This window comes from Flavobacterium sp. N1994 (assembly GCF_025947145.1).
In the GTDB taxonomy this organism is placed as follows: domain Bacteria; phylum Bacteroidota; class Bacteroidia; order Flavobacteriales; family Flavobacteriaceae; genus Flavobacterium.
Window position 1 is genome coordinate 3,152,488 of sequence record NZ_CP109999.1, and the last position, 12,651, is coordinate 3,165,138.

A 12,651-nucleotide genomic window follows, 5' to 3' on the forward strand; every position below is an offset into this window, starting at 1 on the left:
AATTTATTTTTTTAACAAAAGAATTAAGTCAATAATTCGGCTAGAATACCCAATCTCGTTGTCATACCAACCTACCACTTTAACCATTTTACCTATTACAGAAGTTAGTTGCGCATCAAATAAACAAGAGTTCTTGTTTCCAATAATGTCTACAGAAACAATAGGGTCTTCAGTATAATCTAAAATTCCTTTTAATGAAGTTTGTGATGCGTTCTTGAAAGCAGTATTGATTTGGTCAATGGAGACTTCTTTTTTTACATAACAAGTAATATCAGTCAAAGAACCATCAGGAACAGGAACTCTAATCCCGCTTCCTCCGATTTTTCCTTCCATATCCGGAAAAATTTTCGTCAATGCTTTCGCAGCACCTGTAGTTGTTGGTACAATAGATTGACTAGCTCCACGGGCTCGACGCAAATCTTTATGAGGCTGATCATGTAAACTTTGGTCGGTTGTGTAGGAGTGAACCGTGGTGATGTAAGCTTGCTCAATACCACAAAGTTCATCAATGATTTTAATCATCGGAGCTGCATTGTTGGTAGTACAGCTAGCATTGGAAACTATTTTTTCGGTGCCATCTAATATGTTTTCATTAACACCAAGAACCACCGTTTTAATTTCTGGAACTTCTGAAGGAGCAGAAAGAATTACTTTTTTGGCTCCAGCCAAAAGATGTAAGTTTATGTCTTCAAAAGTTTTATACTTCCCTGTGCTTTCAATCACAAAGTCAACGCCATTCCAACTTAAATTACGAATGTCTCTTTCATGATAAAACGAATAGTGCTTACCATCTACTATGATTGAATTATCATCAAAGGAAACCTCATAGGGCAAAACTCCATGAATACTGTCGTATTTTATCAAATGCGCCATCGTTCTATTGTCAGCAATATCATTAATAGCAACAACTTCAATACTAGGGTGGTTCAAAAGCAATCGGAATAAGTTTCTTCCAATTCTTCCAAAACCATTAATGGCGATTTTTGTTTTCAATTTTGTTATTGTTAAGGCTAAAGAATATGTTTCTCGGCATGATAAGAGGAACGTACTAAAGCGCCACTTTCTACATGACGGAATCCCATTTCTTTTCCAAGCTTTTCATATTTCTCAAATTGCTCTGGAGTGATGTATTCTTTAACAGGTAAGTGTTTTTTGCTGGGTTGTAAATACTGTCCAATAGTAACGATATCCACATCATTATCTCTCAAATCACGCATGGTTTGAATTACTTCTTCTTCGGTTTCCCCAAGACCTAGCATGATGCCCGATTTGGTTCTTCTAATGCCTTGTGCTTTTAAGTATTTCAATACAGCCAAACTTCTATCATATTTCGCCTGAATACGAACTTCTCGCGTCAAACGGCGAACGGTTTCAACATTATGCGATACCACTTCAGGATTGGCTTCTACAATTCGGTCAATGATTCTTTCTACTCCTTGGAAATCTGGAATCAAAGTTTCTAAGGTAGTCTCTGGATTCATTCTGCGAATAGCTTGGACTGTTTCTAACCAAATGATAGAACCCATATCTTTCAAATCATCACGATCCACACTAGTAATAACAGCATGTTTGATTTTCATAATTTTGATAGAACGAGCCACTTTTTCGGGTTCATCCCAATCTACCGTTTCTGGACGTCCTGTTTTTACACCACAAAATCCACAAGAACGGGTGCAAATATTTCCCAATATCATAAAGGTAGCCGTTCCTTCTCCCCAACATTCGCCCATATTAGGACAACTGCCTGAAGTGCAAATAGTATTTAGTTTGTACTTGTCAACCAAGCCACGAAGTTCAGTGTATTTTTGACCAATAGGTAATTTAACTTTAAGCCATTTAGGCTTGCCTACAGGTAAATTAGTGTCTAAAACGGTTTCCATATTCCAATTTTTTGCGCTACAAAGATACAAAGGTAAATCTTAGAATGGCGTTAACACCATTTGGATTTTTTTCTTTTTGAGATTGTGTTTACAGTACAAATTTATCTATTGAGTGTTTAACTTAATAACCCTAAAACAGAAAAGTGAATTATATCACTATTTGCAAATACTATCAATGGACACTTGCTGTAACAAGGAATAAATGTTACCTTTCAAAATCAAATAAAAAAATAATTTATAACAACACCAATATGGCAACACCAAATGTAAAAGCATACGGAACAGGAGCGCCTGATGCTCCATTAAGTCAAATGAATATTGAACGAAGAGATGTTCTTGACAATGATATTGAAATCGAAATCCTTTATTGTGGCGTTTGTCACTCTGATCTGCATACGGCTAGAAACGATTGGGGATTTACTTCATATCCAGCTGTTCCTGGACATGAAATTATCGGAAAAGTAACTAGAGTAGGAAGTGGTGTAACCAAATTAAAAGTAGGAGACTTTGCTGGAGTTGGCTGTTTGGTTGATTCTTGCCGAACTTGCAGCAGTTGCCAACAAGACCTTGAACAATATTGCTTAAACGGATGGGTGGGGACTTATAACAGTGCTGACAAACACCTTGGCGGGATGACTTACGGCGGTTATTCTGAAAAAGTAGTGGTAGATGAGAAATATGTTTTGAAAGTACCAGCCAATTTAGATTTAGCAGCAGTAGCCCCTTTGCTTTGTGCCGGAATCACCACTTGGTCTCCATTACGCCACTGGAAAGTAGGTAAAGGGAGTAAAGTAGCGGTAGTAGGTTTAGGTGGATTAGGACACATGGCTATCAAATTAGCCAAAGGATTAGGTGCCGAAGTAACTTTATTTTCAAGAACACCAGGCAAAGAAAAAGATGCTTTAGAACTAGGTGCCGATGCGGTAATCAACTCCACAGACGACGCTCTCATGGCTTCTGTTGCTGGGAAATTCGATTTGATTATTGATACCGTTCCTTATGTACATGATGTAAATCCATATATCACTACTTTAGGAATCAGTGGAACGCTTGTTTTGGTAGGGTATTTAGGTGGATTAGAACCAATTTTAAATACTGTTCCGCTAATCATGGGAAGAAAATCTGTGGCAGCATCTTTAATAGGAGGGATAGCGGAAACACAAGAAATGTTAGACTTCTGTGGCGAACATAATATCGTATCCGAAATCGAAATCATCAAAATGCAAGACATCAATGAGGCCTACGAAAGAATGCTGAAAAGTGATGTACGTTACCGTTTCGTAATTGATATGGCTTCTCTAAAAAATTAATTGGAATACAATCATAAACAAAAAAGCAGCCTTGAGGCTGCTTTTTTTCTTTTATAACAAATCCACTAAAGGTCTTTTTGATAAACACCTTTTTTCACTTCGGTAAAACCGAGTTTTTTCAAATAATTAAAATAGCGTTTGTTATTTCCTTCTGCCACCACTCGGGTAAAGCCAGCAGCAATAAATTGATCTTTCAGTTGAAAATAAATGTACTTTCCATTCTTAAAATCTTTGTATTCGGGCAAGACATAATCTAAATCTACATTAAGTACAGAGCCTTCACTTCGGTGAGCCAAAAAGAAACCTGCCACAGCCATATTTCTCAGAATAAAAAAACTAACCGTATTGTCATCTGGCTTATAACTAAAACCAGGACGATATACTTGAATACGGGCATCATGGAATTTCAAAAAGCGCTTCAAATACTCACTACTAGCATTAATCTCTAGAATTTCAAAGGTTTCTTTCTTGGAATAGATGAGCCACAAATAGTAAACATCCACCAAAACAATAATCCCATTCAGCACTCCAACTGGAATCGCCTGAATCAAAAAACCATATATAGAAAACAGCAAAGCCCCAACCAAATTAATCCACCGAAACTTAATTATAGAGGGCATCATCATTGATAACACAATAATCACCGAAGCCACATAGCCAATCCATTGTAAATAATCAGAATTCATAAATGTATTTTAGATGGCGCAAAAGTAGTGTAATTTCTAATTTTTTTTCTGTTGTTACTCACATTAATTGCCTAATGTTAGTCGCAAATGAAAAGAGTTCTTTTGATACTGTTTTTATCTTCTTTGACACTTTGAGTTTCTTCTAAACAGCAAAAAGACTCTTCGTAGTATAAAATAGTATCAAATAATAGATTATTATTATTTAATTAGATGCTATAAGAGTAAAATAAGAGGTTATTAGTATCTAATTAGAGGCTATAAGAGTAAAATAATAGATTATTAATATCAAATTTGAGACTTAAATAGTAAAATAAGAGGTTATTAGTATCTAACCAGACACTAAAAAAGTCATTTCATTACTCCACAAAATCCATTTCGCAGTTATGAGTTTCACTGATAGTAAGTACAGCATAAAGTCCCATACTAAAGACTACAGCCCCAACAATAGCGGCCGAAATAATAACCGTATGGCTATGTTTCAAATAATCAAAACCAATCAACATCAATGGAACGGCCCCTCTTACCATATTAGGGACACTCGTAGTAGCAGTGCTTCGTAAATTGGTGCCAAACTGTTCTGCAGCCAACGTAACAAACATTGCCCAAAATCCAGTGCCCAAACCAATCCACCCACAATAAAAGTAGTACATGTTCTCGCTTTTGTTGCCACTAAAAAGGAGTAGGGCAAGTCCAACAACCGTAAAAAGGAGCATATACAATATGGCTTTCTTTCGCGAACGCAACGCATGAGATATAAATCCGGAAGAGAAATCCCCAATTGAAGTCATAATGTATGTCCACATAATGGCCTTCCCAGGATTTATAGAAGCAATACCCATCTCAGGAGCAAACTGGTTCGCCATAAAGACTATAATCCCGATGCAATACCAAATAGGAACTCCTATTAAGATGCATTTTAGGTATTTGACAAACAATGCTCTTTTGGTAAAAAAAGATAAAAAATCTCCTCGTTTTATGGTTGTGTTTTCTTTGACCGTTTTGAAGATACCGCTCTCAGCAACACTAATACGCAATACTAATAATACCAATCCCAATCCGCCTCCAATAAAATAAGCCGTTGACCAACTTCCAGATAGCTCTACAGTAAACTGAGCCACTACCGCACCGAGAACGCCAAATCCTGCCACAAGAGAAGTGCCAATAGCACGTAATTCTTTAGGTAACGTTTCAGAAACCAAGGTGATTCCAGCACCCAGTTCCCCTGCTAAACCCACTCCAGCGATAAAGCGCAACCAAGCATAAATCATCGCCTTGTCACCAAAGTTCATTTGGGGTAAAAATCCACAAGCAATATTCGCTAAAGAATACACTAATATGGATCCAAATAAAACCGAAAGCCTCCCTTTTTTATCCCCAAAGACTCCCCATAAAATTCCACCAAGTATCATTCCGGTCATTTGGTAGTTAATAATCATTGTCCCTACTTTATCGGCATCCAAATGCAAATCATTCAAACTTGGAATGCGTACGATACCAAAAAGCAGCAAGTCATAGATATCAACAAAATAGCCCAAAGCAGCAATAATAACAGGGAAACTAAAGAGAATTTTAATCTTCTCTTGACGGGTAAAGGTTCTCATCAGGTTGGTTTTAGTTGGTTAAATATAACAAAAAACCTGAAAGAATTGAATTCCTCCAGGTTTCTTGAAATGTGATAATTTGTTTTTAGGTTATACTCTCAAAGCTGCTTTAGTTTTTTTAGTCAAGCCATCTTTATGCAACATGACCGATATCGATTTTAACCTCAAATAAGAAACACTCATATACATAAAACCATCTCTCCCTGAATTGGCTCCCCAAGAGTTTTTTACTTTGTAAAACACATCCCCTTTTTGATCTTCTACCTTTCCAACAATGTGCATCAAATGATCGTCTTGGGTGTCGTAATTTTCAAATTCCGCTTGACGGTATTCTGGAGTAATATTTTTTTCGGGTTTAATTTCTTTTAAAATAGTTTCCGAGTCAGCAGCATTTTCCGGAATGACAGCTATACCATTTTCTTCAGAGAAAGTAGCTTCACTTACATCGGTATCCAAAGCTACTGTAAATCCTTTAGTAATAGCATTATCAATATTTTGCATAAATTCATCTAAAGGCAAGTTGTAGAATATGCCATTAGCAAAATTATCTGGGATGTTTAAAATAAATTTGGAGTAGAAAGGTTGGTTGATATAGGAAGTTATGGTAATGTAATCATCTAAATTTAATTTAGTAGTAGACAAAAACTGCTTTGGCGTTACTGCTTTTTCTCCTGAAGCTTCCTTATTGTCGATAGATTGATTAGGTAAAATAATCTTATCCTCTTCATTAAATTTCCCCATGTAAGTATCTAAAATAGTAGCATAATCCGCTTTCCAATTTGGATATTTTTTAGGGGTTTCAGCTACTGCTTTTTTAACCACCACTTCTAATTCGGCTTCCATTTTATTGTGATTGTATTTCAAATCTGGGTTTGTTTTTCCAATGAAATTGCTTTCGGGAACCACACCATATTTTTTAGCGCTATTAATCACATCATGGCTTAATCCGCCTTCTCCAAACTGTGCTTTTCCTTGACGCATCACATAGTTTTCGGCTTTATCCAGATAAGTGTTACGAACATTATACATTTCCGATAGGTCGATTTTCTTTCCAGTCAAACGGATGATTTCTGCTTCTAGAAAGGAAGTTGTAGCAAAACTCCAACAAGTTCCTGTTTTATCCTGAGAGATTACAGGAGTGGCTTCAATATCTTTAATGGTATGAAATTCATAAGTCTGAGCTATTCCAGTAAAGCTGAGGAATAAGGAAGCAACATAAATTATTGATTTGTTCATAAGGAATTACTATTTGTTTTTGTAGTTAAGACTAAAAAATGATTTATTTTTACGCTAAAATAGACCAATTTATTTTTTCGATTTTTATTTTAACAAATTTTAGCATTTACATGAGTTCAATTCATTGGAAAACAGTTAAAGATTTTGAAGACATCACTTATAAAAAATGCAATGGTGTTGCGAGAATAGCTTTCAATCGTCCTGATGTTCGCAATGCTTTCCGACCAAAAACCACATCCGAATTGCTACAAGCATTTCAAGATGCTCAAGAAGATACTTCTATTGGGGTTGTTTTGCTTTCTGCTGAAGGACCAAGTTCTAAAGACGGCATTTGGTCATTTTGTTCAGGCGGAGATCAAAAAGCGCGAGGACATCAAGGCTATGTAGGCGATGATGGTTACCACAGACTAAATATTTTGGACGTACAACGCTTAATTCGCTTTATGCCAAAAGCTGTTATTTGTGTTGTGCCAGGTTGGGCTGTAGGTGGCGGACATAGTTTACATGTGGTTTGCGATTTAACATTAGCTAGTAAAGAACATGCTATCTTCAAACAAACGGATGCCGATGTAACTAGTTTTGATGGAGGTTATGGTTCTGCTTATTTGGCCAAGATGGTAGGACAAAAGAAGGCACGTGAAATATTTTTTCTAGGAAGAAATTATTCCGCTCAAGATGCTTTTGAAATGGGAATGGTAAATGCGGTTATTCCTCACGCTGAATTAGAAGATACTGCTTACGAATGGGCACAAGAAATCTTAGCAAAATCACCGACATCCATAAAAATGTTGAAGTTCGCTATGAATTTAACAGATGATGGAATGGTAGGACAGCAAGTTTTTGCTGGTGAAGCTACAAGATTAGCTTATATGACTGACGAAGCAAAAGAAGGAAGAGATGCTTTTTTAGAAAAAAGAAAACCTAACTTTGAAAAAAAGTGGTTGCCATAAAACATTAAAAATAAAAAAATGAAACACTGGATTGAAGCGGCGAGACTTCGTACTTTACCACTTTCGGTATCAGGAATTATTGTGGGTAGTTTTTATGCCATGTCACAAGCTATGTTTAATTGGAAAATTGTCGTTTTTGCTTTGCTAACAACGTTAGGATTACAAATACTTTCCAATTTTGCAAATGATTATGGTGATGGTGTAAAAGGAACGGATAACGATGATAGGGTGGGGCCAAAACGAGCGATTCAAAAAGGAGCTATTACTCCATTTGCTATGAAAAATGCCATAATACTAACATCCTTTGTTACTTTGTGTTTTGCCATTTTACTGATTTATTGTGCGTTCAAAGAAAGTTACTTGCTTTATTCCTTTATCTTTTTGTTTTTAGGGGTTTTGGCAATTGCCTCTGCTATTCGTTATACTGTTGGAAAAGGAGCATATGGTTATAGAGGTTATGGCGATTTGTTTGTTTTTATTTTCTTTGGTTTGGTTAGTACTTTTGGTGTTTATTTCATGTTTTCTAAAGAAATAGATTGGCTATTGCTACTTCCAGCGACAGCTATAGGCTTTTTAAGCGTAGGGGTTTTGAATCTTAACAATATGCGAGATGAAGAAAGCGATAGAAAAGCAGGTAAGAATACAGTTGTGGTTAAAAAAGGCGGTGAATGGGCAAAAAAATATCATTACTTTTTAGTGATTTCTGCAATGATTCTAGTTGTTATTTTTGCTATTTTGAATAATTTTCATTTCGATCAATATATTTTTTTAGGAGCCTATTTGCCATTACTATCGCATCTAAACAGAGTGAAAAAAAATAGAAACCCAAAATTATTGGATCCAGAGTTGAAGAAATTAGCCTTAAGCACATTTTTTCTATCGGTTTTATTGGCTTTGAGCTTAATCTATTTTATTTCAGACTTATTGGTTAATTACATTTAATAAAAAATCATTTGCCATGAAAATTACATTCTACGGACACGCTTGTATTGGAATTGAAGTAAGCGGTAAACATATTTTAGTAGACCCTTTTATTACTGGAAATCCCAAGGCTTCTCATATTGATATCAATGTGTTAAAAGCAGATTATATACTACTTACGCATGCTCATAATGATCATACTCTTGATGCAGAAGCTATAGCTAAACGAACAGATGCGGTTATTGTAGCAAATTATGAAGTGGCGGTTCATTTTGCAAATAAAGGATTAAAATACCACCCCATGAATCATGGCGGAAGTTGGCAATTTGATTTTGGAAAAGTGAAATTAGTCAATGCAGTGCATAGCAGTTCTTTTGCAGACGGAAGTTATGGTGGTAATCCTGCAGGTTTTGTAATCGAAGGTGAGCATAAAAACATCTATATTTCTGGAGATACCGCTCTTACTATGGATATGAAACTTATTCCAATGAGAACTAAATTAGATTTAGCAATACTATCCATTGGAAATAATTTTACAATGGATGTTGAAGATGCTATTATTGCCGCAGATTTTGTCCAATGTGATAAAGTATTAGGAGTGCATTTTGATACATTCGGATTTATTGTAATTAATCATGATGAAGCCAAAAAGAAGTTCTTTGATGCCGGAAAAGATTTAATGCTTTTAGATATTGGAGAAAGCATTTCGCTTTAATAATGAAAGCTTCTTACTTCAAATACATACTTCATTTTAAACAAGCCTCAGGAACTTCAAGAGGCATTTTAACCGATAAAGAAACTTGGTTTATCATCTTAGAAAAAGAAGGTAAAAAGGGAATAGGAGAGTGTGGAATTCTTCGTGGATTGAGTGCGGATGATAGACCCGATTATGAAGAAAAATTAAAATGGACTTGCGAAAATATCCATCTTGGAGAACAAAAACTTTGGGAAGAATTAATCGAATTTCCTTCAATTCAATTTGGAGTAGAGATGGCTTTTTTGTCTTTGAAAAGTGAAACTCCCTTCGAATTATTTCCTTCCGATTTTGTAAAAAGCATTAAAAGTATTTCCATAAATGGATTGATTTGGATGGGGGATGAAGACTTCATGAAAGCCCAAATTGAAGGCAAAATCGAGCAAGGTTTTAGCTGTATAAAACTTAAGATTGGAGCCATAGACTTTGATAAAGAATTAGATTTATTACGCTTTATTAGAGCAAATTTTGATGAAAAAACAATTGAAATCAGAGTCGATGCCAATGGTGTTTTTGATTCAAATGATGCTTTATTTAAAATAAAACAACTAACTGGTTTTAAATTACATAGTATTGAACAACCAATTAAAAAAAATCAGACTGACACGATGTCAGTTTTGTGTAAAAGCACGACAATTCCTATAGCTTTGGACGAAGAGCTAATTGGAATATTTTCATTGGAAAGTAAAGAAGAATTATTGCAAAAAGTGATGCCCCAATACATCATTTTGAAGCCCAGTTTCATCGGCGGATTTAGAGGAACTTTAGAATGGATTGCATTGGCAAAAAAATACAATATCGGTTGGTGGATTACTTCTGCATTGGAAAGTAATGTAGGTTTAAATGCGATTGCCCAATTTACTTTTTTACAAAATAATTCGATGCCACAAGGTTTAGGAACGGGAAGTTTATATACCAATAATTTTGATTCTCCTTTGACGGTTTATGATGGACAACTTTGGTATGATACAACAAGAAACTGGAACTTTACTATATAAAAAAACCTGCTCCAAGAAGCAGGCTTTTAAGGAATAAAATTTACTTTAAACGGGATGAATATCCAGTTCCCTTATTTCAATTTTATAATCAGGTGGGAGTAATAAATTTTTTAAAAATTGGTTCATTTTTATATTCCGACTCAATTTATAAACTGGAATCGCAATCGATAACAAAGAGGAATTATTCAGATACAATAACTTTTTTACCCGTTTTGGAACAACTAGTTTTTGAGCTTCAATTAGTACTTTGTATCTAAAAATGCCTAAGTGTTTTTTGTATTGTTTGAATAGGTCAAAAGTATATTTGCTGGCTTTTAGGTTTTCTATCAAATGAGATTCTCTCACAGGAAGCCATTCGGTATAAGTTTTTGGTAATTCGGATAATCCCATTCTTTTTCCCACACGATAAAAGACATTATAGACTTCCTCTTTTTCATCCTCCTTCAATTTTCTTTCTAAAAGTTCGTACGAAGCGATAGAATAATGAATTAGCATAAACAACACATCACGATAGGCCCAGTCAGGAATTGTTGCTCCTCGATTGTGTTCTACAGCTGCGTGTATTTGTCTCATCGTATCAATAGCTTTATTAGCTTCCTCTGTTGACGAAAAGACTATTTTCCTAGCGTAACTAACTGTCGAAAACAATCTCCCTAAAGGATCTGAAGGTAATTTTCCTGTATAATAGAGCCAATCTACTGCTTTGTTTAGTGCAAATTCGGCAGAAGCTCCAGCAAAAATGAAAAGAATGGTGTCACTATTTCCCCAGATTTTTCTAACAACAGAACCTTTATTCACAAAGTCTACTATTTCTTTTTTGGTTTCCATAGGGTTATAATTTTATTATTTACTCCAATCAATTTTTCTGGAAAAATACATCACAGCACCTAATATGGCAAACAATCCTATACTTCCAACCAGTAAAGCATAATCTTCCATTTGAATAATAACATAGATAAACGTATATAACACTGAAAGCGAAATACCTATAAACATGGGAAACTTTCTATTTTTTAATATGGAAATGGAATAGAGGGTTATCATCGCCACTACAGAAGCACCAGCGATGCTGTAGGCAAAACTAAAGGTACTGTGTTCAGTTATGGAAATCAATAGGGTGTAGAACATAATCAGCGCCAAACCAATCATTGAATATTGGAAAATATGAATGTTTATTTTGCTAACGGATTGTATCAAAAAGAAGATTAAAAAGGTTAATCCAATTACTAGAAAACCATATTTAGAAGCACGTTCGTTCTGTTGGTATTCGTCTACGGTTTGAATTAATTTTACTCCGAAAAGATAATCATCTAAATCAGGTAGAGCATTAGCATATTGTTGCGAAAAGGTTCTGTTGATATCGAGAATTTTCCAATCGGCGTGAAATCCTTTTTTATTTATAGTTTTTGTAGTGTCGCTTGCAGCAAATGAGCCGTCAAAACTAGGCGATTCCCAATCAGAATCCACACTCACTTGAGTTGTCTTTCCAATAGGAATAAATTCTACACTATTACTTCCGTTATAGGTAATAGTAAAATTAAAATCGATTTTTTCTTTGTTGACTAATGTTTTATAGTCGAAGTTATTGGTGGCTAAAACACTGTATTCGCTTTTGTCATTATTTTGAGGTTCAAATGAAAATTTATCACTATTCAGCTGAATTTTTAATTCGCTTTTGATGCTTTTTAGATTCGTAGTTTTTACTAGTACAGTTGCTTTATCCCATTGAATGTTTTCTTCAGCAATATTCAATTTTGAAAAGTTGGGATTCGAGAAACTTCCTTTAAAATTCATATCAGCCGTGAAAACGACATGGTTGAAAATCCCCCGTTTAAGCGATTCGTTTTTCTTGATGTTTGAAGTGTTTTTCAATTCATTTGGGAAGAAATAGGCATAATTTGATATTGCTTTTCTTTCAATAGTAGTTACCCCAGTTTTAGAATTAGTTACATTATAAGCTTCATAGCTCGTATAGGGAATACGAAGAATTGGTCCATAAAATAGAATGTCTTTTCCCCATAAATTAGTTACTTCATCCACCATTTCCATTTTTCGTACCGAACGTTCTCGGATTAAATCTTGCACGAAGAATAACGGAATTAATAAGACAAGCGTTAAAAATCCTACCATTAGCATTTTGGCTGTAGTAGATTGAAAAAAGGATTTTGGTTCGTTGTTTTGAATTTCTTCATTTTTTGAAATTTCCATAATTTTAATTGTTTTTAGTTAGAATAAATTGTTGTGAAATACAATGTTTGCATAAAAGAAGGCAATAGGAATATTAGCCAGTAAAATCAATATTCTAATGGCTATGG

The 12,651-nt window shown here is 34.9% G+C and carries 12 protein-coding genes; 5 read left to right on the forward strand and 7 right to left on the reverse strand.

Annotated elements, in window-relative coordinates:
* Positions 1–3: 3 nt before the first annotated feature.
* Both gap and lipA read right to left on the reverse strand, forming a co-directional pair.
* Positions 4–993 (reverse strand): type I glyceraldehyde-3-phosphate dehydrogenase, encoded by a 990-nt coding sequence (gap, locus tag OLM53_RS13980; RefSeq protein WP_264520841.1) that lies wholly within the window; start codon positions 991–993, stop codon positions 4–6.
* A 17-nt stretch (positions 994–1,010) separates the two neighbouring features.
* On the reverse strand, positions 1,011–1,880 hold the full coding sequence (gene lipA, locus OLM53_RS13985; protein ID WP_264520842.1) for a lipoyl synthase: 870 nt from the start codon (positions 1,878–1,880) through the stop codon (positions 1,011–1,013).
* Between the two features lie 251 nt (positions 1,881–2,131).
* Here lipA and OLM53_RS13990 point away from each other — a divergent pair, with 251 nt between their 5' ends.
* Positions 2,132–3,190, forward strand: coding sequence for an NAD(P)-dependent alcohol dehydrogenase (locus OLM53_RS13990; RefSeq protein ID WP_264520843.1), 1,059 nt, complete (start codon positions 2,132–2,134; stop codon positions 3,188–3,190).
* A 65-nt stretch (positions 3,191–3,255) separates the two neighbouring features.
* On the opposite strand, the gene OLM53_RS13995 is transcribed toward OLM53_RS13990, so the two are convergent.
* From OLM53_RS13995 to OLM53_RS14005, 3 genes are all read right to left on the reverse strand, one after another.
* Positions 3,256–3,876 carry a hypothetical protein gene (locus tag OLM53_RS13995; protein WP_264520844.1) on the reverse strand — a complete coding sequence of 207 codons (621 nt, stop codon included), beginning with the start codon at positions 3,874–3,876 and terminating at the stop codon, positions 3,256–3,258.
* 356 nt (positions 3,877–4,232) lie between these two features.
* Positions 4,233–5,477 carry an MFS transporter gene (locus OLM53_RS14000; protein WP_264520845.1) on the reverse strand — a complete coding sequence of 415 codons (1,245 nt, stop codon included), beginning with the start codon at positions 5,475–5,477 and terminating at the stop codon, positions 4,233–4,235.
* Between the two features lie 90 nt (positions 5,478–5,567).
* Positions 5,568–6,713, reverse strand: a complete 1,146-nt coding sequence (locus OLM53_RS14005) for a C1 family peptidase (RefSeq protein WP_264520846.1) — start codon at positions 6,711–6,713, stop codon at positions 5,568–5,570.
* Positions 6,714–6,823: 110 nt separating this feature from the next.
* Between OLM53_RS14005 and OLM53_RS14010 the strand changes: the two genes are divergently transcribed.
* Genes OLM53_RS14010 through OLM53_RS14025 form a run of 4 tightly spaced genes read left to right on the forward strand, consistent with a single transcriptional unit; the run spans position 6,824 to position 10,336 of the window.
* Positions 6,824–7,663 carry a 1,4-dihydroxy-2-naphthoyl-CoA synthase gene (locus tag OLM53_RS14010; RefSeq protein WP_264520847.1) on the forward strand — a complete coding sequence of 280 codons (840 nt, stop codon included), beginning with the start codon at positions 6,824–6,826 and terminating at the stop codon, positions 7,661–7,663.
* 18 nt (positions 7,664–7,681) lie between these two features.
* The gene (menA, locus tag OLM53_RS14015; protein WP_264520848.1) at positions 7,682–8,605 is read left to right on the forward strand and encodes a 1,4-dihydroxy-2-naphthoate octaprenyltransferase; all 924 of its coding nucleotides are present in this window, start codon (positions 7,682–7,684) and stop codon (positions 8,603–8,605) included.
* Between the two features lie 16 nt (positions 8,606–8,621).
* On the forward strand, positions 8,622–9,299 hold the full coding sequence (locus tag OLM53_RS14020) for a metal-dependent hydrolase (protein WP_264520849.1): 678 nt from the start codon (positions 8,622–8,624) through the stop codon (positions 9,297–9,299).
* Between the two features lie 2 nt (positions 9,300–9,301).
* Complete coding sequence (locus OLM53_RS14025) at positions 9,302–10,336, forward strand: o-succinylbenzoate synthase (protein WP_264520850.1); 1,035 nt, start codon at positions 9,302–9,304, stop codon at positions 10,334–10,336.
* 45 nt (positions 10,337–10,381) lie between these two features.
* On the opposite strand, the gene OLM53_RS14030 is transcribed toward OLM53_RS14025, so the two are convergent.
* Complete coding sequence (locus tag OLM53_RS14030; RefSeq protein ID WP_264520851.1) at positions 10,382–11,164, reverse strand: oxygenase MpaB family protein; 783 nt, start codon at positions 11,162–11,164, stop codon at positions 10,382–10,384.
* Positions 11,165–11,179: 15 nt separating this feature from the next.
* Positions 11,180–12,544: a cell envelope integrity protein CreD gene (gene creD / locus OLM53_RS14035; protein WP_264520852.1), complete on the reverse strand. Its 1,365-nt coding sequence runs from the start codon at positions 12,542–12,544 to the stop codon at positions 11,180–11,182.
* Positions 12,545–12,651: the final 107 nt, after the last annotated feature.